The organism is Flavobacterium amnicola (assembly GCF_004122165.1).
Lineage (GTDB): Bacteria > Bacteroidota > Bacteroidia > Flavobacteriales > Flavobacteriaceae > Flavobacterium > Flavobacterium amnicola.
Genome location: NZ_SBKO01000001.1, coordinates 583,070 through 606,489 on the forward strand (window position 1 = coordinate 583,070; position 23,420 = coordinate 606,489).

The 23,420-nt window shown below is 35.4% G+C and carries 25 protein-coding genes; 8 read left to right on the forward strand and 17 right to left on the reverse strand.

What is annotated here, in order from left to right; translation table 11 throughout:
• Positions 1–3 precede the first annotated feature (3 nt).
• Together EQG63_RS02680 and EQG63_RS02685 are read left to right on the forward strand one after the other, a co-directional pair.
• Positions 4–555 carry a hypothetical protein gene (locus EQG63_RS02680; protein ID WP_129434139.1) on the forward strand — a complete coding sequence of 184 codons (552 nt, stop codon included), beginning with the start codon at positions 4–6 and terminating at the stop codon, positions 553–555.
• A 62-nt stretch (positions 556–617) separates the two neighbouring features.
• Positions 618–1,784, forward strand: a complete 1,167-nt coding sequence (locus EQG63_RS02685) for an iron-containing alcohol dehydrogenase (RefSeq protein WP_129434141.1) — start codon at positions 618–620, stop codon at positions 1,782–1,784.
• A 136-nt stretch (positions 1,785–1,920) separates the two neighbouring features.
• Here EQG63_RS02685 and EQG63_RS02690 read toward each other — a convergent pair whose 3' ends face one another.
• Positions 1,921–2,844: a nicotinic acid mononucleotide adenyltransferase gene (locus tag EQG63_RS02690; RefSeq protein ID WP_129434143.1), complete on the reverse strand. Its 924-nt coding sequence runs from the start codon at positions 2,842–2,844 to the stop codon at positions 1,921–1,923.
• A gap of 178 nt (positions 2,845–3,022) precedes the next feature.
• Here EQG63_RS02690 and EQG63_RS02695 point away from each other — a divergent pair, with 178 nt between their 5' ends.
• A complete protein-coding gene (locus tag EQG63_RS02695; protein WP_129434145.1) occupies positions 3,023–4,018 on the forward strand; it encodes an NAD(P)H-dependent glycerol-3-phosphate dehydrogenase in 996 nt (331 codons plus the stop codon).
• A gap of 67 nt (positions 4,019–4,085) precedes the next feature.
• Here EQG63_RS02695 and EQG63_RS02700 read toward each other — a convergent pair whose 3' ends face one another.
• The 3 genes from EQG63_RS02700 to EQG63_RS02710 all read right to left on the reverse strand — a co-directional run bounded on the left by EQG63_RS02700 (position 4,086) and on the right by EQG63_RS02710 (position 5,970).
• The gene (locus tag EQG63_RS02700; protein ID WP_129434147.1) at positions 4,086–4,493 is read right to left on the reverse strand and encodes a hypothetical protein; all 408 of its coding nucleotides are present in this window, start codon (positions 4,491–4,493) and stop codon (positions 4,086–4,088) included.
• Between the two features lie 32 nt (positions 4,494–4,525).
• Positions 4,526–5,545, reverse strand: a complete 1,020-nt coding sequence (pheS, locus tag EQG63_RS02705; protein WP_129434149.1) for a phenylalanine--tRNA ligase subunit alpha — start codon at positions 5,543–5,545, stop codon at positions 4,526–4,528.
• A gap of 68 nt (positions 5,546–5,613) precedes the next feature.
• Positions 5,614–5,970 (reverse strand): hypothetical protein, encoded by a 357-nt coding sequence (locus EQG63_RS02710; RefSeq protein ID WP_129434151.1) that lies wholly within the window; start codon positions 5,968–5,970, stop codon positions 5,614–5,616.
• Positions 5,971–6,098: 128 nt separating this feature from the next.
• On the opposite strand from EQG63_RS02710, the gene EQG63_RS02715 reads away from it, so the two are divergent.
• Positions 6,099–6,659, forward strand: coding sequence for a CvpA family protein (locus EQG63_RS02715; RefSeq protein WP_129434153.1), 561 nt, complete (start codon positions 6,099–6,101; stop codon positions 6,657–6,659).
• 116 nt (positions 6,660–6,775) lie between these two features.
• Here EQG63_RS02715 and EQG63_RS02720 read toward each other — a convergent pair whose 3' ends face one another.
• The 9 genes from EQG63_RS02720 to EQG63_RS02760 form a co-directional block, all read right to left on the reverse strand.
• On the reverse strand, positions 6,776–7,519 hold the full coding sequence (locus EQG63_RS02720; protein WP_129434155.1) for a tetratricopeptide repeat protein: 744 nt from the start codon (positions 7,517–7,519) through the stop codon (positions 6,776–6,778).
• A gap of 23 nt (positions 7,520–7,542) precedes the next feature.
• Positions 7,543–9,336 carry a BatD family protein gene (locus tag EQG63_RS02725; protein WP_129434157.1) on the reverse strand — a complete coding sequence of 598 codons (1,794 nt, stop codon included), beginning with the start codon at positions 9,334–9,336 and terminating at the stop codon, positions 7,543–7,545.
• A gap of 17 nt (positions 9,337–9,353) precedes the next feature.
• Positions 9,354–10,079 (reverse strand): tetratricopeptide repeat protein, encoded by a 726-nt coding sequence (locus EQG63_RS02730; protein WP_129434159.1) that lies wholly within the window; start codon positions 10,077–10,079, stop codon positions 9,354–9,356.
• Position 10,080: 1 nt separating this feature from the next.
• Positions 10,081–11,127, reverse strand: coding sequence for a VWA domain-containing protein (locus tag EQG63_RS02735; RefSeq protein WP_129434161.1), 1,047 nt, complete (start codon positions 11,125–11,127; stop codon positions 10,081–10,083).
• 6 nt (positions 11,128–11,133) lie between these two features.
• Positions 11,134–12,135, reverse strand: coding sequence for a vWA domain-containing protein (locus EQG63_RS02740; protein WP_129434163.1), 1,002 nt, complete (start codon positions 12,133–12,135; stop codon positions 11,134–11,136).
• On the reverse strand, positions 12,135–13,733 hold the full coding sequence (locus tag EQG63_RS02745) for a hypothetical protein (RefSeq protein WP_129434165.1): 1,599 nt from the start codon (positions 13,731–13,733) through the stop codon (positions 12,135–12,137). The genes EQG63_RS02740 and EQG63_RS02745 overlap by 1 nt, the downstream gene beginning before the upstream one ends.
• 6 nt (positions 13,734–13,739) lie before the next feature.
• Entirely contained in the window at positions 13,740–14,606 is an 867-nt protein-coding gene (locus EQG63_RS02750) for a DUF58 domain-containing protein (RefSeq protein WP_129434167.1), read from the reverse strand.
• A gap of 40 nt (positions 14,607–14,646) precedes the next feature.
• A complete protein-coding gene (locus EQG63_RS02755) occupies positions 14,647–15,651 on the reverse strand; it encodes an AAA family ATPase (RefSeq protein ID WP_129434169.1) in 1,005 nt (334 codons plus the stop codon).
• Between the two features lie 253 nt (positions 15,652–15,904).
• A complete protein-coding gene (locus EQG63_RS02760; RefSeq protein ID WP_235827800.1) occupies positions 15,905–16,723 on the reverse strand; it encodes a DUF4382 domain-containing protein in 819 nt (272 codons plus the stop codon).
• 79 nt (positions 16,724–16,802) lie between these two features.
• On the opposite strand from EQG63_RS02760, the gene EQG63_RS02765 reads away from it, so the two are divergent.
• Complete coding sequence (locus EQG63_RS02765) at positions 16,803–17,939, forward strand: ATP-binding protein (protein WP_129434171.1); 1,137 nt, start codon at positions 16,803–16,805, stop codon at positions 17,937–17,939.
• A gap of 15 nt (positions 17,940–17,954) precedes the next feature.
• Here the strand turns inward: EQG63_RS02765 and EQG63_RS02770 are convergent, their stop codons facing one another.
• The 4 genes from EQG63_RS02770 to EQG63_RS12220 all read right to left on the reverse strand — a co-directional run bounded on the left by EQG63_RS02770 (position 17,955) and on the right by EQG63_RS12220 (position 21,306).
• Positions 17,955–18,266 (reverse strand): hypothetical protein, encoded by a 312-nt coding sequence (locus EQG63_RS02770; RefSeq protein ID WP_129434173.1) that lies wholly within the window; start codon positions 18,264–18,266, stop codon positions 17,955–17,957.
• Positions 18,267–18,362: 96 nt separating this feature from the next.
• Positions 18,363–19,013 carry a response regulator gene (locus EQG63_RS02775; RefSeq protein WP_129434175.1) on the reverse strand — a complete coding sequence of 217 codons (651 nt, stop codon included), beginning with the start codon at positions 19,011–19,013 and terminating at the stop codon, positions 18,363–18,365.
• Between the two features lies 1 nt (position 19,014).
• The gene (locus tag EQG63_RS02780; RefSeq protein ID WP_129434177.1) at positions 19,015–21,042 is read right to left on the reverse strand and encodes a tetratricopeptide repeat-containing sensor histidine kinase; all 2,028 of its coding nucleotides are present in this window, start codon (positions 21,040–21,042) and stop codon (positions 19,015–19,017) included.
• Between the two features lie 87 nt (positions 21,043–21,129).
• Positions 21,130–21,306 carry a hypothetical protein gene (locus tag EQG63_RS12220; protein WP_164974446.1) on the reverse strand — a complete coding sequence of 59 codons (177 nt, stop codon included), beginning with the start codon at positions 21,304–21,306 and terminating at the stop codon, positions 21,130–21,132.
• A 203-nt stretch (positions 21,307–21,509) separates the two neighbouring features.
• Between EQG63_RS12220 and EQG63_RS02785 the strand changes: the two genes are divergently transcribed.
• Genes EQG63_RS02785 through EQG63_RS02795 form a run of 3 tightly spaced genes read left to right on the forward strand, consistent with a single transcriptional unit; the run spans position 21,510 to position 23,360 of the window.
• Positions 21,510–22,238 (forward strand): metallophosphoesterase, encoded by a 729-nt coding sequence (locus EQG63_RS02785; RefSeq protein ID WP_129434179.1) that lies wholly within the window; start codon positions 21,510–21,512, stop codon positions 22,236–22,238.
• A 43-nt stretch (positions 22,239–22,281) separates the two neighbouring features.
• Entirely contained in the window at positions 22,282–22,782 is a 501-nt protein-coding gene (locus tag EQG63_RS02790) for a DUF6646 family protein (protein WP_129434180.1), read from the forward strand.
• A 2-nt stretch (positions 22,783–22,784) separates the two neighbouring features.
• Complete coding sequence (locus EQG63_RS02795) at positions 22,785–23,360, forward strand: PhnA domain-containing protein (protein WP_129434182.1); 576 nt, start codon at positions 22,785–22,787, stop codon at positions 23,358–23,360.
• Positions 23,361–23,420: the final 60 nt, after the last annotated feature.

Below are 23,420 nucleotides of genomic sequence, written 5' to 3' on the forward strand. Positions count from 1 at the left end.
GTAATGCAAAATTTTGAAATTGAAAAGCTGATTGAAAAGCAACCTAAAAAGAAAAATTCGGTAATCAATTTTATATTTGACAACCCCTACTTTGTTAGATCATCTGAATATGGTTCAACTATAAAAAAATATAGTGAAGAAATAATTTTTAGTAATACTGGTTCCGACAACTATTTCTATTTTGTAATTGGATTTTTTACTTTACTATTTGGATTACGTTCTTTTGAAGATTTATTTAGTAGATATATTGTACTAGGCTTGTTGCTAATTTTGATAATTCTTATTGGGTATAATAAAACTAAAAAATTGGAAGAGATTAAAATTTCTGAAGAAAGAATTGAAATTAATAAAACTATATTTCTTTGGAATCAAATATATGATTATGGTTTCACGATAGTTCCAAAAAGTAAAACTTCTGATTACCAACTTGAAATCTTCACAATATCTGGTAAGAAAGAGAGTTTCGGTTTATTCAATTATTTTAACCCTGAAGAAATTATTGAAACTATGAACTTTTTTAGAAACAGATATAGTTCAAATCGGAATCATTCTTAACAAACCTTTATCAATTGTTCCGAAGAAACTTCCTTAACTTTAAGCTTTTAAATTTTTAAGCTATGTTAAACTTCGAACTATACAATCCGACCAATTATATTTTTGGCAAAGGACAAACCGCAAAAATCTCCGAACTCATTCCGCAAAACAGCAAAGTCCTATTGGCGTATGGCGGTGGAAGCATTTTCAAAAATGGGGTTTACGAACAGGTAAAATTAGCACTTTCTAATTTTGAAGTGGTGGAATTCGGCGGTATCGAACCCAATCCGCGTTATGAAACTTTAATGAAAGCGGTTGCGATTATTCGCGAACAAAAAATTGATTTCATTTTAGCGGTCGGCGGCGGAAGTGTCATTGATGGCGTAAAATTCATTTCGGCTGCTGTCAAATTTGAAGGCAACCCAAAAGATATTCTTCACAAACGATTATTAATAAAAGAGTTGTCTCAAGTCATTCCTTTCGGAACCGTATTAACTTTACCGGCAACAGGTTCGGAAATGAATTCGGGAGCAGTAATCACTATTGATGAAACCCAAGAAAAATTATCTTTTGGCGGAAGTGCTTTGTTTCCGAAATTCTCAATTTGCGATCCAACTGTTATCGCCTCTTTACCCATAAGACAAATCCAAAATGGGATTGTAGATGCTTATACCCACGTGTTGGAGCAATATTTAACCTATCCACACGATGCCATGTTACAAGACCGAATTGCCGAAGGGATTTTACAGACCTTAGTCGAAATTGGTCCTGCAGTAGTCGAAAATCCATCCGATTATAAATTAGCGGCGAACTATATGTGGTGCGCGACGATGGCTTTGAATGGATTGATCCAAAAAGGCGTTCCTTCCGATTGGGCGACGCACATGATTGGACATGAATTGACCGCCTTGTATGAAATTGATCACGCAAGAACTTTGGCGATTATCGGTCCGAACTTATACCGTGTAATGTTTGACACCAAAAAAGAAAAATTGGTGCAATACGGCGAAAGAGTATTCAACATCTCTGGAAATTCAGTAGAAGACAAAGCCGAACAAGCCATTGAAAAAACAGTCGAATTTTTACATGCCATGGGCATGCAAACCAAACTTTCGGAAAATACCAACGACTATCAAAAAACAGCCGATTTTATTGTGAATCGTTTCGAAGAACGCGGTTGGAAAGCGCTAGGAGAAAAACAAAACATCACGCCAGAAAAAGTGAGAGCGATTGTGGAAATGAGTTATTAATATTTGTTTTATACCTGTCTGGTTTTAGAAATCAGACAGGTATAAAAATTCAGAAGGCGCTCCTAGAATAAATCCTTAGAGCGCCTTCCTACTAAACACCAAAAACAAAACGTAATTAACTTAACTTTATTTATATTTATTTAACTAACTCTTTTTTTACGAATTCTTTTCTTAATGTGGTATCACTTTTACTTCTAACGGCCGATTGTCGTAAATATTGTATGAACCCTCTTCCAACAAATTCATAGGTCGTGCCACTAGCATTGTGATACAATCGAATGCGACTGTCATTAATAACGCTAAGAGTAAACGATTCATTGCCCCAAAAATCATAATCTAGTGTTAAAATTTTAGTATAAGGGTTTGAAGTATTATAAACGCCATACAATCCAGTAAAATCCCAGTAGATATTATTGACATTTGTGCCAGGTGCATCTTGTGATGAACGGAAGTTGTTATCGCTACCTCCCGCCATAAATTGAAGGAAATGCTCGTGATCAAAATCATTCAATGCGCCTACATTACTGGTATACACTTTTTCCCAAGCTTTGTATTCTTGTAAAAAGTAATGAATATTATCATTAAACAATTTATTATAATCGAAAGCACTTCTTTGATATCCATTTAAATAATAGGCCGTATTTTGACGACGGTCATACAATTTAATTCGGTTGGCAGCCAATTGATACACTTCCAAATCATAAGCTCCATACACATCGTGATACACGCGAATGGCTTTTGAAAAATAATCATAATACCCCACTCGAATGCCAAAACCATCACCAGTAACACCAATTCCTGCTAAGTTATTATTCGCATACAAATCGCCATGTAAAAACGAAATCGTAAATGCTCTGGTTAAGAAAGGTACATCACCATTTCCTGTTGTCGCATCATAGTCTACATACCACAAATTATAGCCTTCCATTAACTGAGGTAACGAAATTCCATTATCCACATAATGGCCTGCATAATTGTCTTCCACAATAACATCTGCTGTACATGAAGCAAACAAAAAAGGCGAAATCATCGCAATCAGAAGTAATTTTATCGTTTTCATAATTCAAGGTTTTTATAGTTTCACTACTACCTATTCAATATGCGTGCCAAAAAATTATTACCTTTGATTCTTCCTAGAAAAATACTTATTTTTAGGAGCTAATCCCGCTATTCGCCTTTATCTCGCTACGTTATACTCCGCGAGGATATCGGCTACTATCGGGGCTAAAAAGAACTTTATGAGTACACAACCAAAATTTGCTGTTATAGGAGGTGGTAGCTGGGCTACAGCCATTGTCAAAATGTTAACCATGAATGTTGACCAAGTTTCTTGGTACATGAGAAGCGTGTATGCACTAGAACATTTAAAATTGCACAAACACAATCCCAACTATTTAAGTTCGGTCGAATTTGATACCAAAAAATTAAACTTGACCAACGACATCAACGAGGCTATAAAAAATGCCGACTTTGTTATTTTCGCCATTCCATCTGCCTTTTTAAGTGCCGAATTGGAAAAAATGACCGAAAGTTTGGAAGGAAAAATCATTTTCTCAGCCATTAAAGGAATTGTACCCGAAACGAGTATGATTGTTGGCGAGCATTTTCATAAAAATTATAATATTCCTTACGACAATATTGGAGTAATTACCGGACCCTGTCACGCAGAAGAAGTGGCTCTAGAGCGTCTTTCTTATTTGACCATTGCCAGTGGAAATTTGGGGAATGCTAAAATTATGGCCAAAAACTTATCGAGTTATTATATCAAAACCAAAACGTCCGATGATATTATTGGTACCGAATATGCGGCTGTTTTAAAGAACATCTATTCTATTGCCGCCGGAATCGCGCACGGATTGGGTTATGGGGATAACTTTCAGGCGGTATTAATGAGTAATGCCATTCGTGAAATGAAACGCTTTATCAAACAAGTGCACAAAATGAAGCGAAACATTAACAATTCGGCCTATTTAGGAGATTTGTTAGTAACCGGATATTCTGTTTTTTCGCGTAACCGTATGTTCGGAAACATGATCGGGAAAGGCTATACGGTAAAATCTGCTCAAATGGAAATGAGTATGGTCGCGGAAGGCTATTATGCGGCCAAAAGTGCTTATAAACTCAACCAAGAATACAAAGCCAAAACGCCTATTTTAGATGCGGTTCATCAAGTTCTTTACGAAGGGAAAGAGGCTAAAGAAGCCTTTCGAAAATTGACCGATAAATTGGATTAATTTTTTATAAAGGGATAAGTAAATGCGTTAATTACTTATCCCTTTTTTCTTATATCTTTTAACTTTTCTATCTTACCACCACTCCATTCTTCCAAATGTGTGGCACTTCTTCGGTAGCGCGTTCGTTGATGGTATTTTTACGGAAGATGAATTTTTTATCGTACAGCGTATTTCCAATGAAATAGGTCACCATGAATTCGTTATTCAGTTCCAGTACACTTTTTTCAATCATTTCAACTTTTACCACCGAAAGGGTTGGGACTTGTTGAAAGGCATGACGCAAAAGTGAGGTTTTCTTCATTTCGCCGTTGATTGTTCCAAAAGCTTTTGAGACTACCATAACGCCATCCAAATCAAAATCAGAATCATTGACAAGATGAACGTACCAAACGTTTTCCATAAAATCATCGCTCCACTCTTGAATGGCGGCAAGGAATACGTTTTCTACTTTAGGGATAGTGATATCTTCTTTCATGTTATTTTAGATTGCTTCGTTCCTCGCAATGACTAAATCGACGACTTAAACTGCTCTAAGAAACGTACATCGTTTTCATAAAACATACGAATATCGCTGATTTGGTACAACAACATCGCCATACGTTCGATACCCATTCCGAAAGCGAATCCGTTGTATTCGTCTGGATTGATATCGCAATTTTTCAATACGTTTGGATCGACCATTCCACAACCCATAATTTCCAACCAACCGGTACCTTTGGTAATACGGTAATCGGTTTCGGTTTTTAATCCCCAGTAAATGTCAACCTCAGCACTAGGCTCGGTAAATGGGAAATACGAAGGGCGGAGACGAATTTTCGACTTCCCGAACATTTCTTTAGTGAAATATAAAAGCGTTTGCTTTAAATCGGCAAACGAAACATCTTTGTCAATATACAAGCCTTCCACTTGGTGGAAAATACAGTGTGAACGTGATGAAACCGCTTCATTACGGAAAACTCTACCAGGAGAAATCGTACGAATAGGCGGTTGGTTGTTTTCCATATAACGTACTTGCACAGATGACGTGTGTGTACGTAACAAAATATCGGGATTCGTTTGAATGAAGAACGTATCCTGCATGTCTCTTGCCGGATGGTATTCCGGTAAGTTCAATGCGGTAAAATTGTGCCAATCGTCTTCAATTTCCGGACCTTCTGAAACATTGAACCCGATATTAGAGAAAATATCAATCACTTGATTTTTAACCAACGAAATAGGATGACGCGAACCAATTTTAAACGGTTCGGCAGGACGAGATAAATCGCCATAGATACCGCCAACGACTTCTTTGCTTTCCAACTCGTCTTGAATCGATTTTACTTTTTCTTCTGCAATGGTTTTCAGCAAGTTAATCACTTGACCAAATTCCTTTTTCTGGTCGTTGGGTACATTTTTAAATTCGGCAAAAATATCTTTCACCAAACCTTTGCTCCCAAGGAATTTGATCCGGAATTCTTCTAATTTTTCTTTATTTTGAGTGGTAAAAGCTTTCGCTTCTTCAATGTATTCTTTAATCTTGTCTGTCATCATTCTTTCTTTGAAAGGGCAAATTTACAATTTTTAGTTTACAGTTCACAGCGAACCGTTTACAGTATTTAATCGATTAACTTTTTTTCTAAAAAATAATTTACAATCGCTTCTTTCATCAAAACCGATTGTTCTCCTGCTTTTAACGGAGGCAATTCTTCTTTTATTTTATAATGCGGCCAACCTTCACTGTCGAAATATTCAAACTCATAATATCCATACGGTTCCAACAAGCGACAAATAGCGATGTGCATTAGATTTAGCTTTTCATCTTTTTTATAGGTTTGACTAAATTTTCCTAATTCTTGAACACCAATTAAGTATATAATGGCGTCCAAATCTAAATCTTCCCCTTGGGAAAATTTATCAGAAAGGATTTGTACCAGCTGCTCCCAGCGTTCTTTGAGTTGTATATCGCGTGACATTGTTTTGAATTATGGATTATGAATTATGAATTATGAGTTCATAAACATAAAATGATTGGCAAAGATAGTATTCGAATTCGCTTTTATAGATTCTTTATTCTATTTTCTTACTTTTGAAAAAAAGAAAAATGGGATTTATAGATATTATCATTGGCGCCTTGCTGGTTTTTGGATTTTACAAAGGATTTAAAAACGGATTGTTTGTTGAATTGGCTTCGCTTGTTGCCTTTTTTGTTGGTATTTTTATAGCGATTAAATTCTCTTATTTAGTGGCAGGGCTCTTCGAAAAAAATGTGTCGTGGCCTCCTAAAACCGTACAAGTGTTTTCTTTTATTATTACCTTAGGAATAGTAATTGTTGTGATTCATTTGGCAGCAAAGGCATTATCCGGCTTAGCGAATTTTGCTTTTTTAGGATGGGCCAACACTTTAGGCGGTGGTCTATTTGGAGCACTAAAAACGGCTCTTTTTATTGGAATTATTTTGAATTTATTTCAAAAAGTAAACATTAACGATATGTTGGTAAGCAAAGAAACCCAAGAAAGTTCGTTGTTCTTTATGCCGTGTATGAAAACCTCTGAAACCTTATTACCGGTTCTTGGCGATTGGTTTACTGATTTGAAAGAGAAAGCAGCAAGTTTAAAAACGGAAGATGAAACTTCGGAAGTGGCGAAAGATAGTTTGCAGTAAGCAGTATGATTGTATTCTTTGTTCCTTATTCATCGTTCGTTGTTCGTTGTTCACAAAATAAACAATAAAAATGAATACAGAATTTTGAACAATGAACGAGGAATGACGAACATTAATTACTTAATCTCCTTCACCGCACTTTTCGTTATCCAACCTTCTTTTAAGTCGGCGAGTTGAATTTTGTGATACTTCCCAATGGTTTCCAGAATTTGCACTTTGGTTCCGGCATGTAAAGTAAAGGCCTCTTGCGAAGCCGCATTAGGCTCACTTTTCACCGCAATCACTTCGGCAAAAACAATCGCCGGATTATCATTATGAATTCTGTTTTGTTCAAAAAAACCTCCAAATAAAGCAACCAAAACGCTTAGCAATAAAAGGACCATTCCCAAAAAGAAAACCCGTTTTAAACTAGTTGTATTGGAAAAATAATAGCCCAAAAAACTCAGGAAGAACAACCCGGAAAGTGCAATCGCTATCCATGCCCAGCTATCGTAGTGAAACCTTGAGGTAAAATCCTGGATGATTTTAGAAAACCCAACTTTTGGCGTTTCTTGAATTTCATCAATGGCCATTTTTTTAGCAAATCCTAAATTGTTTTGTATTTCAGCATCACTCGGATTGAGACGTAAGGCTTTTTCAAAATGATACACCGCTGGAGCCACTTGATTGAGTTTGTAATAACAATTTCCCAAATTAAAATACACTTCCGCCGATTCTTGTCCTGATTTTAATATGGTTTCATACGTCGAAATGGCTTCTTGGTACTGTCCTTTTTGATACAACGAATTCCCTTTTTCAAAAGCATCTTGTGCCCAGAAAATTTGAGTGAATACTAATAGTATGTAGAATAATTTTTTCATTTTTAATAGTATTAACCGTAAGGTTAAGAAATTTGTTTTTCTAACTCGGAAATAATCGTTACTGCAAGATTATAATCGTTTTGAATCGTCATGCTTGTTGATGGGGCATAACGTGCAAAATCACAACTTTCGGTAAGCGCAATAAATTGATTCACCGTTTCTGCTTCGGCATGTTTTGCTAATAGCATTTCTCGAATCGTATCTTTGCTCATCTCGGAAGTTTCGATGTGTAATTTGGCTTTTAAGAAATTGTGCATGGCTTTTTCTAAAGCAATATAAAACGGTTCCTTGTTCTGGATTTGTTTTTGTGCTTCCGAAAGATATTTCTTTGCTAACTTATTCGACAATTTAATTCGATTTCCTTTTACATCGGCATCCATCGCTTCTTTCTTTCTTCGGAAAGCCATCACTACTGGAATCAATAAAAATGGCAATGCCAACCAAGCGTAGAACATTCCCGAACCAAGAAAATCGGACGTATCATGACTTACTAATTCGGTATTTGTTTTTATAAAACCAAAGGTAGTATTGGCGGTGACTTTCGATTTATTCGGAGTGTTTTCTGCCACAGCAATAGTTCCGCTGCCTTCTTCGATATTGATTTCGATTTCTTTGGATACAATGGTTTTATAGCTTTTGCTCGCCAAATCAAAATAGGTAAACGACAAAGGTTTAATCAAGTATTTCCCTTTCGATTGCGGAATAATAGTATAAGTATCTGAAATATTCCCCGTCATTCCTGAAAGCGGCGTTTGCACATTTTCCTGATGCGCTGGATCATACATTTCTAAAGATGGCGGCACCACTGGTTTAGGCAAGGTGAATAGTTTTAAGTTCCCTTTTCCGGAAACGATTACTTTCAAATCAAGAGATTCACCCGCTTTTAATTCGGTTTTGGAAGGGCTTACTTTAAAGTCGAAACTTCCCACTGCACCACTGAAATCTTCCGGTTTTCCTGCTTCTGGCAACGGTTTTACATTGATGATTTTAGACCCCGCCGATACTTTCTTATTCCCCATTGTCATTATTGGTCGGCCGAAGAAATCGGTTTCTCCTGAAGGGACTTCCACCTCAACATCCAAAGTCAGCGGTTCAATTTCTAATCTTCCCGATTTTTGAGGGTATAAAACGGTTTTACGAAGTACAGCAAAACGGTAATTCTCTCCTTTAAATTTGCCTTCTTGTACTTGTAATTGTTTGATGTCTATGTTTTGACTCCAAAAATTATTGTATTTCGGATTGGTCACTTCTCTCCAACCACCTACACCCGAGCGGTGACTCACGTATATTTTATACACAACCGTTATAGGTTCGTTTAAATAGGGATTGGGATTCGAAATTTCAGCCACTAAGTGTACGCCATCTTTTCCTATTGCAGTAGCCGGAGGTGGTGTTTGACGTTGTTGTTGGTAGTACGGATTACCGTAAGGATCATAAGGATCACGTTCTTCCGCTACGGCATTCCCCACGGTGATTCGAATGGGATTGGTTTTAAAAATCTGACCGTTAATTTCTATCGTAGCCGATTTGATAATAAAATTTCCTTTTTTGATGGGTTGAAGGAAATAAGAATACGATTTTTCAAAAGATTTTCGCCCATTCACCCAAGAATAACTCACCGACTGACTGGGTCCGCCTACAATTTTAAATCCTTCAAAAGAAGGTGGGTTAAAATTATCGCCATCGTCATTCATCGCAAAATCTATACGCAAACGTTCGTTTATTCCAATAGCATTTTTGCTAACACTCGCCACAAATTGAACCTGTGCCGATAGCTTGCAACCTAATAGTAATAATATAAAAAGTAGTTTCTTCATTTTCTTACAGACATTGTTTACCAGTCTTTCGCATTTTCAACTGGTTTCCCTTTCCCTTTTTTGGCATTCACTTTATCTTGAATTTTCTTTTCTTCATTATTTACGGCATCCAACAAATTTTGCAAACGATCTTTTGGAACATTAGGTTTAGGCTGTGGCTTGTCCTTTTGATCGTCTTTCGGTTGGTCTTGCTTGTCCTTTTTATCATCGCCATCTTTTGGCTTGTCTTCTTTTTTATCTTGTTTTGGATCGTCCTTTTTGTCTTTATTCTTATCCTTGTCTTTGTCTTTCTTTTTATCGTCTTTTTTCGGAGGATTCTCTTTTTGCATTTTTTTCGCTAAGGCAAAATTATACCTGGATTGGTCGTCCTTCGGGTTATTTCTCAACGCATTTCTATAGGCTTCAACTGCTTTATCGTATGCTTTCTCTTTCATAAACACATTCCCTAAATTGTGATAGGCGGCGTGTTTTTGTTGTTTGTCTCTCGCTACTTCAATTGCGTTGGCATAGGCAAATTTTGCTTCACCAGGATGATTTTGCTTGTAAATCGCATTTCCTAAATTATAAGGTGCGGTAGCTCTTTTACCATTTATTGCTTTGGAAATTCTATAATTCGCTTCCGCTTCCGCATATTGTTTTTTAGAAAATTGTTCGTTACCGTCAGGCAAAGCAAAATCTTTTTTCTGCTGGGCAAAAACGCTTACAAAAAGCAGCAAAAATAGTATTTTAAAAATGTTTTTCATCTTACTTCTCCTTCTTCTCGTTAAACAAATCTAATTTTTGCACCCATTTGGTTTTTCTTTCCAATAAAAACACATCTAATACTAATACAAAAAATCCGATGGCTAAAAACCATTGAAACTGCGATTGGAAACTCGCCGTTTCTGTAGCTTCAAATTCCGTCTTTTGAATATTGTTGAGTGATTTTCGCATAAACTCCACCACTTCTTTGGTATTCGCACCATTTATATAACCCCCTTTGGCTGCTTTTGCAATACTTTCGAGTGCTTCTGGACGCAATTGTGTAATTACTTTTTGACCGGTTGATTTGTCTATATGATAACTTTCAATTACCCCTCTATTTTTGATTGGAATAGGTCCACCAGCGGTAGTTCCCACTCCGATAGTAATGATTTTAATGCCTTTTTTACGCGCTTGCTCGGCAGCATCTTTAGCAGCTTCCGAATGGTCTTCCCCATCGGTCACCATGATTAATAATTTACTGGTATTGCCGCTTCCTTCAAAATAATTTTCGGTTAACTCAATTGCTTCGTCTAAGTTACTTCCTTGAGAAGAAATCATTCCTGGATTCATGGTTTGCAGGAACATTTTCGCAATATTATAATCGGTTGTAATGGGCAATACTGGAAAAGCACTTCCAGAATAGGCTATAATTCCAATTCGATCGCTCCCAAGGTTATTGATAATTTGAGAAACGATTTGTTTACTTTTTTCCAATCGATTCGGTGCAACATCTTCACACAACATACTTTTGGAAACATCGACAGCAAAAACAATATCAATTCCTTGGCGTTTCACTTTTTCAACTTTAGTTCCGATTTTCGGATTGACCAAACCTAAAATCAGCATTGCCAATCCAAAAAGCACCACCCCAAATTTTAGGGCCGGTTTAAAGTTGGATTTTTCCGGACTTAGTTTCTTAACCAATTCTAAATCCCCAAATTCACGTTGTTTTTTTCTTTTCCAAACTTCCACCCATAGAAAAAGCAACACCAAAACTGGTAACAAAAACAGTAAATACAAATATTTTGATTCGTCTAATTCGTACATAAATTTTTAAATAAAACTTCTAAAAATAGTGTTTCGCAATAGTATTTCAAGTAACAACAACAAACCTGCCAACCAAACAAATGGGCGGAATTTTTCATCGTAATTCACAAACTTTAACTCTTCTATTTTGGTCGTTTCTAACTTATTAATTTCACTATAAATACGCTCTAAACTGGAATTGTCTTGGGCTCGGAAATATTTTCCACCTGTTTTTTGCGCAATTTGTTTCATCAACTTCTCATCAATTTGCACGGGCATCATTTTAAATAAAAATCCGCCATTAGGCGCAATTGCATAAGGGAACATTGCATTTCCATTGGTTCCAATACCGATAGTATAGACTTTAATTCCCAAATCGGCCGCAATTTCAGCAGAAGTTTGGGGATCTAAAAAACCGGAATTATTGACACCATCTGTCATCAAAATAATTACACGACTTTTCGCTTTGCTTTCTTTCAATCGGTTCACCGCTGTGGCTAATCCCATACCAATACCCGTTCCGTCCTGCAGCACGTTATCGTATTTTATGTCGTCAATCGCTTGTAACACTACCGCTTTATCACTCGTAACTGGTGTTTTAGTATAGGCTTCGGCGGCATAGACTACAATTCCTATTCGGTCATTCACACGTTCTTTTACGAAATCATGTGCAACTCTTTTCAGCGCTTCCATTCGGTTTGGTTTCAAATCTTTGGCGAGCATACTTCCAGATACATCGGTCGCGATAACAATATCAATTCCGTTGGTATTATTCGATTTATTACTTACGTCAACACTTCTAGGTCGGGCAAGCGCAATAATTAATGAACTTAAAGCGACCAATCGCATGGCAAACAACAACGGTTTTAATTTTGGCAATATTGAGCTCGTGGTTTGAAAACCTTTTAACGAACTTATTTTAAGCGTTGGTTTTTCTTCTTTTCTCTTAAAAAAATACCAAACAACCAATAAAGGCAGTAGTACAAACAGCCAAAAGAACTCCGGATTTAAAAAAGTTACATTGGTCATTATTGTGCTGTTTTTAGTTCCACAGAGTTCAACATTCGTTCGGAAATTTTCTTAGCGTTTTCATCTCCATCTTGATGCACAATCATGATTTGTTGTAAGCCTCCTGATTGGCTGAATAGTAAAATTTCGTAATACAATTTTTCATTTTCCACCGTAAGCGTTCCGAAACCTTTAATGCCTTTGAATCCTTTCTCAGTGCTAAATTCTTCTTGTTTTGAAATGATGTTTTTACACCCTTGCGACTCTAATGTTTGGATGGTTCCGTTTAAGGCTTGGGTTAAATCGATTTCTGTTTCCTGTTTGAATTTGGTAGTAGAAACGGCAATCGTAAAGCTTTCGAAAACACTTCCATAAGCAAACATTTGCATGTCTTTAATGAGTGCTATAGCATCTTTTGGAACCGCTTTAGACACATCCATTCGTTTTAAAACTTTGGGAGTTTCAATTACAACAGAAGGTTCTCCGTATTCCGATTTTATCCAATCGCTATTTAATAATTCTTTGGTAGAATGGCCGGTAAATCCGTTTTTCACATAATCAATGCCTTTGGTCACAATAGTAAAAACCAAGACACAACTTAAAACCAATCCTGTAATTCCGCCCAATGCCACCAAACGTTTTTTACGCTCTTGTTTTTTGAGAAACTCTTCTTGCTCTTTTTTCCACTTCAAACTGTTTTCATCTACCACAACCGGAATGGCTTTATCGATGGTCACAATAGAATTTTCAATTTTCTTTCTGTCCTCTGCAATTTCAAAATCGAGTGGTTTTGATTTGGCAAATTTCACCAAATCGGCTTGCTTTAGGACTTTTTCCAAGCCTTCTAAAGTATCTTTCGATAGTTTTAATTTTTTCTTATTGGACGCTACGCGAAGTGCAGCAATCAATTCGGAAGTCGTACTTTCCTTCGCTGGAATTTCGATAGCTTCTTCGATATAATCACGCGCAATATCGGTCAATTCTGAGTAATATTCTTTGACTTCCCCTTTTTCTAATAACTGCTTATTTTCAAGAAGTACCAGTAAACTGGTTGCTTTTTCGATAGGAGAATTATAGGTAATTTCTTTTTCTTTAGGTTTTTGATTTTTCTTCCAAAGATAATATGCCAAATACCCAATTCCTGATAGTAAAATAACGGCTAAAAGATATTTCCACCAATCGCCCATAGGTCTTTCTGCGGCAATGATCGGTTTGATGTCATACATTTTTTGTTTCAAGGTGTCGACTTTGACACTGAAAACTTCCACTTTGATACTGTCGGAAAAAACTGGTTTCTTATCAATTAGAACTGGAATTCTTGGAATAACGTATTTCCCAGAATCAAACTGCGTCAATCCGTATTTTTTAATTAATGCGTAATTCGATTCTTCCTTGATGGTATCGATTGGATAGGATTCAATAACCTCTAAAGCACCAAAATTGTTGGCTTTTGGAAACGCAACTTGCGTAGAAGGTTTTGCCTTAACTTTTAAAGTCAACGTAAATTGTGCTCCAATTTTATTCTTGGTCGTATCAATTTTGGTCTCCAAGGATTGTGCAAACACAATGGATTGGAATAGTAGTATTAAAAAGAAACAATATTTTTTTATCACTTTCATTACTCTTTATCTCGATTTAAAATAACCCAACAGTTTCGTCACATAACTTTCATCCACTCTGGTATTTACAACACCTGAACCACATTTAGAAAAAATAGCTGCAAAATAATTCACTTTTTCGTGATAGTATTTTTCGTATTGCAAACGAACATTTTTGGAACCCGTATTCACCCATTGTGTTTGACCACTTTCGGCATCTTGCATGGCAACCAAGCCAATATTTGGCATGTTGGATTCTCTAATATCAAATACTCGAACACCTGTGATGTCGTGTTTTTTACTCGCAATTTTCAATGTTTTTTCGTAATCGTCATCCGCAATAAAATCGGAAATCATAAAAACAATGGCTTTTTTCTTTTGCGTTGCCGATAAAAATTGCAAAGCCTGACTAATATTGGTCTTTTTGCTTTTCGGTTGAAATTCGATTAGTTCGCGAATGATTCTAAGTACGTGTGGTTTTCCTTTTTTGGGTGGAATGTATAGTTCGATTTGATCTGAAAATAAAATCAATCCGATTTTGTCATTATTTTGAGTCGCCGAAAACGCTAGAGTCGCTGCAATTTCGGTAACGATTTCACTCTTTAATTGATTTTTAGTTCCGAAACTCTCCGAACCCGAAATATCCACCATCAACATCATGGTCAATTCGCGTTCTTCTTCAAAAACCTTTACATAAGGCTCATTATAGCGGGCTGTTACATTCCAGTCGATGGCACGAACATCATCGCCATATTGGTACTGACGTACTTCAGAAAAAGTCATTCCGCGTCCTTTAAAAGACGTATGGTATTCGCCCGAAAAAATATGATCGCTCAATCTTCGGGTTTTGATTTCTATTTTACGAACTTTTTTAAGTAACTCCTTGGTATCCATTTCGGTGAACAGTTTTCGGTTAACGGTTTACAGATTTCTACTAAGGAACCTCAATTTCGTTTACAATTTTGTTGATAATTTCAACAGAAGTAATGTTTTCTGCTTCGGCTTCATACGTAATTCCGATACGGTGACGCAATACATCATGAACCACAGCACGAACATCTTCTGGAATTACATACCCACGACGTTTGATAAATGCATAACATTTGGCCGCCATCGCTAAATTGATACTTCCACGAGGAGAAGCTCCGAAACTGATTAATGGTTTTAAGGATTCTAATTTGTATTTCTCAGGATAACGCGTCGCAAAGATGATATCTAGAATATATTTTTCAATTTTTTCATCCATGTAAACTTCACGAACAGCTTCTTGTGCTCTAAGGATTTGCTCGACAGAAACCACAGGATTAACTTTTGCAAATCCGCCGTTTAAGTTTTGACGAATGACCATGCGCTCGTCTTCCATTTTAGGATAATCAATAACCGTTTTTAGCATAAAACGATCGACTTGTGCTTCTGGTAAAGGGTACGTTCCTTCTTGTTCTACTGGATTTTGTGTCGCCAAAACCAAAAAAGGCTTGTCTAACTTAAAAGTTGTATCGCCGATGGTTACTTGTTTTTCCTGCATGGCTTCCAACAGTGCCGATTGTACTTTGGCAGGCGCACGGTTGATCTCATCAGCAAGGACGAAATTAGCAAATACAGGTCCTTTTTTTATAGAAAAGGCATTTTCTTTAATATTGTAAATCATGGTTCCTACTACATCGGCAGGAAGTAAATCGGGAGTAAACTGAATACGACTAAAACTTCCGTGAACGGCTTGTGATAGGGTATTAATCGCTAAAGTTTTTGCCAAACCTGGCACCCCTTCCAACAAAATATGTCCTTGTCCTAATAGCCCGATTAGCAATCGCTCGATCATGTGCTTTTGACCCACAATTACTTTGTTCATTTCCATGGTAAGAAGGTCTATAAATGCACTCTCTCTTTCTATTTTTTCATTAATCGCTCTAATGTCTAAAGTGGTTGTATTTTCTTCCATTACTGCATTTTTTTAGGCCGTGAATTTAACATCTTAATTAATACGACGCAAATTGAAAATTAAATTAGTTTTTTGGTGTTAATAATGCGTTAAATGTTAAAATTATAGACTGATTTTAAGGATAGTTTAGGATTCCATTTTAGTATTTTTAAGACTTGGCCTCTAAAAACTGTTTTTACAAAATAAAATACACCAATCAAATCAAGCAGTACTACTCTCTTCGATTGGTGTATTTTAGTAAAATTTGTTAGGTTTATTCGAGGACTTGCACCCCAACATTGGTTGCTTGACCATTTTCAACCACAATATTTTCAATACTTACTGGTAATAGTCCAGAAGTGCTATCTGGGGTTAGTGTTAAAGTATAGGTTCCAGCAGGAATACCATTAATTTGAAATTTCCCTTCCGCATTGGTAAAAGCAGAAACAACTGTTCCATTTACATCCACTGCCGCTAATACCTGAACGCCCGGAGGTGTGGTCGTTACAGAGCCTTTAATAATGCCTGACGTTGAATTAGAAACGACCCGAATCACTGGATTTAAATTATAATTTCCGGAAGATCCTGCTTCCACCACGATGGATTGATTGACATCAAAATCAAGCAGAAAATTATACGTGATGTCTGGAAGCAATATTGTATTTACTTTTATTTTCAATCCAGATTGTTGTGCACTCGGGGTATTCAAAGGATAGGTCACGCCGTCTTTAACAACCGTATTATTATCCCCTAATAGCAATCTTATTTGGCCTAAATTTCCTGATGGAACTAGTACATTATTTGCCAGCACAACATTGAATCCACCAGTCAAATCTAATAAATTGTAAACTTGAGGAGTAAATGTACCAATACTAATCCACCCATTTTCTCCTGTATCGGAAGTACCTTTCACCAGCACGTCCAATACCTCCACATTGACCTCATCATAATCCCCTGGAGCATCTGTCATTCTTACTGTCATAGTTGATGTTCTTGGTACTTCAAGACTATCATCATCACTATCATTACAGCTTAGAAAAAGTAAAGTCGTAAAAATTACCACTAATACGCTTATCCATTTAAATTTACTCATTTTCATGTCTCGGAAATTTAAAATTAATGGTATGATAACGTGAAAAAATGTAATTTAGTATTTCAATGGTTCCTTAACAATGATAAACAAACGCCTACTTATCAAGAATTTACTTGCTCATAATGATGAGAACAGTTTTTATGATAAAAAGCGGCAACTTAATTTACATTCTCGAGAAGGGAAAGGAAAATTTTTAAAGCATATTTGTGCGTTATCCAATTCGAATCCGAATAACAACTCCTATATTGTGGTAGGTGTGGAAGATAAAGACAATGAAATTGTTGGCGATGATTTTTTTGATGATAGTCGGATCCAGAATTTAGTGAATGCTTTTTTGGAAAATCCACCGAAAATTCAATATGAAAATGTGCCTTTCCCGAATTTACCCAAAGAAAAAGTGGTAGGTTTGGTCACTATTAAACCGAATCATAAAACTTCGTTTTTCAAAAAAGGCATCCATACCATCGAACCAAACTCCACCTTTGTGCGCATTGGAAGCAACACATTACCCACAATCGAAAAAATCCCTTTCAACAAACAGAATATTGAAACTGTCATTAGCATCGAAAATAATTCTAGAAACAGTATTGCCCATACGCTAGAAGGGGTATTGGATTTTATGAACGTTCGTCATAAAGATATGTTTACAGAACATTATGTTTTTAAAGAATTATTTGTGGTTTGTTGGGCGGGAAATAAGAAAAAAATTCGGGATAAAACTTACTTTTCAAGGGTGGATATCGAATTAATCAACGAACAAATTAAACTGTTTTATTCGGCACAAGATGAAGTAACTCTGGAATGTACCGATAGCTCGTTTATTATTACCGAGTATGTTCCGTTGGGATTGAACGACAAAACGAGTTATTATCCGTTGGAAAAAGTCATTCTCACCTTTTTTGACAATGGCTATTACAAAATGGAAACCGAGATGCTTTTTGAGCCTCCTCAATTCAATAAAAAAATGTTGCATCACATTTATAACTCCAATAAATCGCTGTTAGAAAAAATTCAGAAAAAAGTTGTTTTAACGGAACGAGAAGAAAAGGATTTATATAATTTACCTTCTACTTTTATGCTGTGTTACTTAAACGGATTTGATGATGCCAAGCAACGATTGATTGATGCGAAACTGATACTCAAACTATTTCCTTCTGTCTATTTGAATTTTAAAGAAGTCATGCGGGTGTTACGAAAAATGAAGTATAGCCATTGAAGTTATAGCAACTGTTTATAAAAATATAGAAACAAACGGTTTTTTGATGCTTTTTAAGTTATGATACGTCATCATCAGCCAAAGAAAAAACAAACCTAAAAGATTAAAAAAAAGTGCAAAACCCACCTTTTCATTATTTATGGTTAAGTACGTATTTTCGAAAGAAAAATTGTTGATTTGAAAGGATGGTTCGCTGTATTTTGGAAAATATACGATAGCAAGATAAAATACATTTCCAACAAATACCATAAAAATAGCCAAAGCAAGGCTAGAAACTAGCAGTTTTATTTTTTCTGATTGCTCTATTTTTGGCGCATTGGTTACCATGATTTCAAGGTTTTAATTCTTTTGGAAATTATACCTTAAAGTTCTCATTTTTTGCAAAAAAACAGCTGTGGTTTTTCCGTACTTTTTGTTAAATTTTTAAAGTAGTCCTGCTTTTTTTGCTTCTCTTAAAATATCCTCATCGCTGGCTTTTTTTAGTCCGAAGTAATCCCTTATTTGAGTTTTTCTTTTTTCCACACTACTCATTGAAATATTAATGTAATTCGGAATACTTTTTGTTTTTATACCTTGTGATAATAAGGTGATGATTTTTCTATTGTAGTCATCCAAATAGACTTTGTTGGCGAGTAATTCTTTTACATTATGGGTCACCGTAGCACTTCTATAGTTTTCGCCGTTTACAATTTTTTCAAAAGCAATTAGAAGTTCATCGGCACTAAAATCACTTTTAACTAGAAGGCCATCGGGATCTGTAGCAATAATGATATCGTAAAGTATTATTGATTCGGAATGAGAGGTAAGAATGACAATTTTCGATTTTATTTCTTTTTTTCGAATAAATTTTGCCAAATCGACCCCATTATGAATGTTTTGCTCTTCGAAGGGCGGCAAGCTATAGTCCAAAAAAACAATATCAAACTTAGTTGAATTTAGAAGTTGATAGGCCGTTTCACAATTATAAGCCACAGCGGTTTCAATTTCATAACCCGATGTATTATAGGATAGAATTATTTTGTATCCTTCGATCATGGAAGGATGATCATCGACCATTAAAACTTTTAATTTCATTTTATACGGGTATTGTCATTTTTGTTGATGTTCCTTTTCCAATAACAGATTCTAAACTGAAGTTTCCGTTTATGGCTTTAATTCTGGATTGCATGTTTTTCAAACCAATCCCTTCCCTCATTTTGGAGGTATCGAAACCTTGTCCATTATCCTTTATTTCAATTACAATTTTGTCTTCTAGTTTTACAATTTTCAAAATTACTTCGCTGGCTAAGGCATACTTGTAAATGTTTTGAAGTGATTCTTGAAAAATTCGATACAAATGAATCTTGATAGTGTCATTTATGGTTTTCCAATTAATATTTTCATCGATATCAATTTTGCAGTCAAGGTTGGTTGTGTTTTTATATTCTTCGAATAAATTACGAACAATCTCTTGAAAGCTATCTTTTTCTAGTAATGCATTTTTGTTTAAATCGTGTGATATGTTTCTGATTTCTTTTTCAATATCCTGAATTCCATCGATATGTTTCAAGCACTTTTGTATGGTCTCTTCGTCTTGTTTTTTGCTTAAAATGAACAAATTCAATCGAGTACTTGTAAGTTTACTCATCACCCCATCATGCAACTCTTGCGAAATTCGTTTCTTTTCACCCCGACGTGCTTCATTTATCACACTTTGTTGTTTTAGCATTAACTGATAGATTTCTTCATTGGTTTCTTGTTGCTTGCGTTCAAACTGTAATTCTTTGTTTTTGGCATGTTGCATTCTGGTGATGTATAATAATCCTAGAATTATAAATACGATGACACTGCAAATCAGTATAAACCATCGTTGGGAAGATATCTCTTCCTTTTCAGCCTCTATGGTGTTTTTTTCGTTTAAAATTTCATCCGTTTCAAATTCAATTCGGGCAAATTTATTACGGGTTGCTCTTTCTACGTTTTGAAGACTATCATTAAGCGCAATGTATTTTTTGGTGTATTCCAAACTTTTTTTGGGCGCTATTTTTGACAATAATTCCAACGCACTCAGTTCGTCTTCAAAAATTTTATTTTCATGTGCTCTTTTTTTGGCGTTTAAGCAGTATTTTAAGGCAGTAAGCGAATCTTTTTTCTCCAAATAATACTTGGCTAAATTGATGTTACTTGAGACTAACCCTGGGACATTTTGCAAGCTATCTCTTATTTTTAGTGCTTTTTTTAAATAATAGAGTGAATTTGAGTTCCCTAATTTAAAGTTACTGTAACCAATATTATTCATTAAATTGGCATACAAGAGTGTTTTAGTCGTTTCAAAACGTAATGCTTTATTGAAATAATCAATCGCCTGATTGTCATTTTCTTGTTTTTGGTAAATTTTACCTATGTAATTGTATGTTTGGGCTTTTAATGAGGCAAACTGAGGGTCATTTTTCATTTTATCCGTTAATTCAAACGCTTTTTCAAAATACTCCAATGCTTGATCGTTTTGATTCAAGCCCTCTAAGGAAAGTCCCAAAGTGATATAACAATCGTATATAAGTCTAGTATCATTTCCTTTAATTGCCGATTTTAAGATTTTTATTACCGCTGTTTCTGATCCCGAAAAATCTTTTTCATAAAATAGAATATTGGCTTTATACAATCCTATTCTACTGGTATTCACACTATCTTTTTCATAGTGCAAGTACATTTTTTCTGCTTTGGTAAAGTAGTAATAGGCACTATCATTTTTGAAATTGATATAGTAGTAATTCCCAATAAAGTTTAAACTTTTGGAAATACTCAAGGTATCATTTTTTTCAATTGCCATTGCATTAACTTCTTTGCAGATGGCAAAATATTGATCATATTTTTCAAGATTATAAAAACCTCCCGCTAATTGAAAATAAAAATTTCTTTTTAGCGAATCGTTTTCTTTCTTTTGAAGAATATAATGTGCTCTTTCAATATTTTTTAATCGCTCTTTTTTGGAAAGGGTAGGATTATACGCTTTCGAAAAAAGAGATTCAACATAATCATTTGAATATACTCGCTTGTCCTCTTTCTGTTCTTTACAAGAAAAGAAAAACAAAAAAAACATCGCAAAATAAAATATGTTTTTCACAAAAAGACAATCAAAAATTAATTAGCTCAAATCTACTGATTTTATACTAATTTAACCGACCGAATAGAAATTTTTGTAGTAAAAATACTACCTCGGTATTTGCGCAGGGATTGGCGGATCAATATCTGTTTCTGTCTGTTGAAAATGTTCTGATGATTCGGTCTCTAGTGCTTGTTGATCATATTTTCTCATTTGTTCGATGGCGCAAGATGCTGGTGATCCAAGTAATGCTAAAAAACTGATAGTATAAAAAAATGTTTTCATAATTTTGGGTTTTTATAAGTTATTGTTTTTGAAAAATTTTATCATTTTTAGTGAATTTTATTACAAGTATTTCTTATAATTTTTTCAAAATTATAACTGTTAATTTGATAAATTTTACGGTTTTTCCGCATATTTTGTTAAATGTTTGCGCTTATCCATAACTGATATTTATAAATTTTTAGTATCTCAATTGCATTTTATTTATGGCAAAAACATTTGTTATTGGCGACATTCATGGCGCACTAAAAGCCTTGCAACAAGTTTTAGAAAGAGCTGCTGTATCTACAAATGATACTTTAATCTTTTTGGGGGATTATGTAGATGGATGGAGCGAATCGCCAGCTGTTCTTGACTTATTCATTGCAATCAGCCACACTCACAACTGTATTTTCTTGCGTGGCAATCATGACGAATTAGCCCTGCATTGGTTACAAAACAATCATGACAACCCAATGTGGTATGATCATGGTGGTGAATCTACGGTGAAAGCCTACCAAAATGTATCCGAAGCCACTAAACAAAAGCACATTGCCTTTTTACTTTCCATTAAAAATTACCATTTGGATGAAAAAAACAGATTGTTTATCCACGCTGGATTTACCAATTTAAAGGGAGTGACTCACGAACATTTTCCAAGACTTATATATTGGGACAGAACATTATGGGAAATGGCACTTTCTTTAGACAACACTATTTCGAAAGATTCCATATTTTATCCAAAGCGTTTAAAATTGTACCACGAAATTTATATCGGTCATACGCCTGTCACTCAAATCAATCAAACCATTCCAATCAACAAAGCGAATATTTGGAATATCGATACGGGCGCTGCTTTTAAAGGACCATTAACCATACTAGACATAGACAGTAAAGAATTTTGGCAAAGCGATCCTGTATATTTGTTGTACCCCAACGAAATGGGCAGAAATTAGAACTATCTTACTATCTTTGTCAGGATTTTTAAATTTTTATAAAATGAACAAACGTATTTTACTGCTTTTATGCACAATTGCAACTTTTATAGCCAATGCTCAAGAATCCTACTCAGGAAAAGGAGATGTGAAATTTCAAGTGGGTGCTAATTTTCAAAATGGTGGAAATGGAATTATTTCTACTGTTGATTTTGGCCTAGGAGAAAACATGTCCTACGGATTTTCAGCTTCTTATTTATTAGGTGCGAATAATATTCTAGGAATTAAACCTAAATTTGAAGACAGAGCTGATTTTAGAGCCCGTTTTAATGCCAATTTAGGTAAAGTAATCAACATTGATGAAAAAATAGACATCTATCCTGGCTTGGATTTAGGTTTACGTAATTTTGGTGGTCATGTGGGTGCTCGTTATTTCTTTTCGCAAGGATTTGGCTTGTATACAGAAGCGGGTTTTCCAATTGCAAAATATGATTCAACTCCCGGCGTTTTCGGACATTTGAACAATCAGTTTAATGTGAGCTTCGGAATGTCCTTTAATTTATAAACATGAGTGTAGTAACTGAAAAAAGATTAAAAGACAGAAGTGGTGCTGTTTGCGAAATTAGCGGAAGTGATGAAAATTTAGTCGTTTATCTTGTAGCACCTAAAACGGAAGCCACTCCTGAAAACTGCATCTTAATTACAAAATCGTTGAAGGAACAAATCGAAAACAAAGATTTAATGAATCCGAACGATTGGAGAGGTTTGTCCGACAGTATGTGGAACGAAAATTTACCTGTTCAAATTGTTTCTTGGCGCATGTTGGCGCGTTTGAAAAATCATGATTTATTAGACATGATGTATCTAGATGAAGAAGCATTGGAATGGGCAAAAGCTACAGGAGAAGACGAAGATGAAGAAGGGAAAATTGTTCATAAAGACTCCAACGGAAATATTTTACTCGATGGTGACTCTGTTGTTTTGATTAAGGATCTTGATGTAAAAGGGGCTACTTTTACGGCAAAACGTGGTGCTGCAGTTCATAACATCAAATTAGTTTGGGATAATGCGGAACAAATTGAAGGACGTGTAGAGGGACAACACATTGTGATTTTGACCCAATATGTGAAGAAAACAAAGTAATAAATTCTCGAAATACAACAAAAAAGGCTCTGAAATTCAGAGCCTTTTTTTACTAATATA

Coding starts and splice junctions, on each gene's coding strand:
- EQG63_RS02680 (WP_129434139.1), top strand. CDS start 4: ATGCAAAATTTTGAAATTGAAAAGCTGATTGAAAAGCAACCTAAAAAG.
- EQG63_RS02685 (WP_129434141.1), top strand. CDS start 618: ATGTTAAACTTCGAACTATACAATCCGACCAATTATATTTTTGGCAAA.
- EQG63_RS02690 (WP_129434143.1), bottom strand. CDS start 2,844: ATGAAAACGATAAAATTACTTCTGATTGCGATGATTTCGCCTTTTTTG.
- EQG63_RS02695 (WP_129434145.1), top strand. CDS start 3,023: ATGAGTACACAACCAAAATTTGCTGTTATAGGAGGTGGTAGCTGGGCT.
- EQG63_RS02700 (WP_129434147.1), bottom strand. CDS start 4,493: ATGAAAGAAGATATCACTATCCCTAAAGTAGAAAACGTATTCCTTGCC.
- pheS (WP_129434149.1), bottom strand. CDS start 5,545: ATGACAGACAAGATTAAAGAATACATTGAAGAAGCGAAAGCTTTTACC.
- EQG63_RS02710 (WP_129434151.1), bottom strand. CDS start 5,970: ATGTCACGCGATATACAACTCAAAGAACGCTGGGAGCAGCTGGTACAA.
- EQG63_RS02715 (WP_129434153.1), top strand. CDS start 6,099: ATGGGATTTATAGATATTATCATTGGCGCCTTGCTGGTTTTTGGATTT.
- EQG63_RS02720 (WP_129434155.1), bottom strand. CDS start 7,519: ATGAAAAAATTATTCTACATACTATTAGTATTCACTCAAATTTTCTGG.
- EQG63_RS02725 (WP_129434157.1), bottom strand. CDS start 9,336: ATGAAGAAACTACTTTTTATATTATTACTATTAGGTTGCAAGCTATCG.
- EQG63_RS02730 (WP_129434159.1), bottom strand. CDS start 10,079: ATGAAAAACATTTTTAAAATACTATTTTTGCTGCTTTTTGTAAGCGTT.
- EQG63_RS02735 (WP_129434161.1), bottom strand. CDS start 11,127: ATGTACGAATTAGACGAATCAAAATATTTGTATTTACTGTTTTTGTTA.
- EQG63_RS02740 (WP_129434163.1), bottom strand. CDS start 12,135: ATGACCAATGTAACTTTTTTAAATCCGGAGTTCTTTTGGCTGTTTGTA.
- EQG63_RS02745 (WP_129434165.1), bottom strand. CDS start 13,733: ATGAAAGTGATAAAAAAATATTGTTTCTTTTTAATACTACTATTCCAA.
- EQG63_RS02750 (WP_129434167.1), bottom strand. CDS start 14,606: ATGGATACCAAGGAGTTACTTAAAAAAGTTCGTAAAATAGAAATCAAA.
- EQG63_RS02755 (WP_129434169.1), bottom strand. CDS start 15,651: ATGGAAGAAAATACAACCACTTTAGACATTAGAGCGATTAATGAAAAA.
- EQG63_RS02760 (WP_235827800.1), bottom strand. CDS start 16,723: ATGAGTAAATTTAAATGGATAAGCGTATTAGTGGTAATTTTTACGACT.
- EQG63_RS02765 (WP_129434171.1), top strand. CDS start 16,803: ATGATAAACAAACGCCTACTTATCAAGAATTTACTTGCTCATAATGAT.
- EQG63_RS02770 (WP_129434173.1), bottom strand. CDS start 18,266: ATGGTAACCAATGCGCCAAAAATAGAGCAATCAGAAAAAATAAAACTG.
- EQG63_RS02775 (WP_129434175.1), bottom strand. CDS start 19,013: ATGAAATTAAAAGTTTTAATGGTCGATGATCATCCTTCCATGATCGAA.
- EQG63_RS12220 (WP_164974446.1), bottom strand. CDS start 21,306: ATGAAAACATTTTTTTATACTATCAGTTTTTTAGCATTACTTGGATCA.
- EQG63_RS02785 (WP_129434179.1), top strand. CDS start 21,510: ATGGCAAAAACATTTGTTATTGGCGACATTCATGGCGCACTAAAAGCC.
- EQG63_RS02790 (WP_129434180.1), top strand. CDS start 22,282: ATGAACAAACGTATTTTACTGCTTTTATGCACAATTGCAACTTTTATA.
- EQG63_RS02795 (WP_129434182.1), top strand. CDS start 22,785: ATGAGTGTAGTAACTGAAAAAAGATTAAAAGACAGAAGTGGTGCTGTT.